This is a genomic window from Aeromonas sp. QDB14 (assembly GCF_027707845.1).
In the GTDB taxonomy this organism is placed as follows: domain Bacteria; phylum Pseudomonadota; class Gammaproteobacteria; order Enterobacterales; family Aeromonadaceae; genus Aeromonas; species Aeromonas caviae.
Window position 1 is genome coordinate 1 of record NZ_JAPCJD010000209.1, and the last position, 702, is coordinate 702.

The 702-nt window shown below is 58.8% G+C and carries 1 pseudogene; it reads left to right on the plus strand.

Annotated elements, in window-relative coordinates:
- Positions 1-702: pseudogene (locus PG887_RS22545) on the plus strand (IS4-like element ISAeme15 family transposase); the annotation flags it as partial.

The window sequence follows — 702 nt, forward strand, 5'->3', positions numbered from 1 at the left end:
GTGACCCTGCTGGATAAAGGCTTCTTCGGTGCCGACCTGTTGCTGCGTATTCAGGCCGAAGACACCGACCGTCACTGGCTCATCCCGGAACGCAAGGGGCTGGTATACACGGAACTTGAGCGCTATGGCGACGGTGACCGTCTGTTGCAAATGACGGTCTCGCCTCAGGCTCGCAAGAAAAACCCGGCGTTGCCGACACACTGGCAAGTTCGCGCAGTGACCTATGAGGTGGCAGGCAAGGAGAAAACGGTCTTTACCTCCCTGCCCGTGGCGCGATTCAGCGCAGCTCAGGTGGCGACCCTGTACCACGAGCGCTGGGAAATCGAGCTGGGATACCGGGATATCAAAAGCGCGATGCAGCACAACGCCATCACGCTGAGAAGCAAGAAAGTGGACTTGGTCTATCAGGAGCTGTGGGGATTGCTGCTTGGATACAATCTGGTCAGGCGGGAGGCCAGCCAGGCCGCCGTAGCCCATCAGCGAGCGCCCAATGAGGTGAGCTTTAAGTTTGCCTGTCAGTTCATCGCGAACCAGATGGCAGTGATGGCGGGCGCGTTATCGCCAGCCCATACGCCACGGAGGTTGGCGGAGTTGCGGGGCTGCATAGGCGTCATGTTCATAGAAAAACGCCCCAGGCCATCGAGACCCAGGGCGGTGAAGATATCAAAGACCCGTTTTCCGGTAAATCGCAATGCGGCTCCG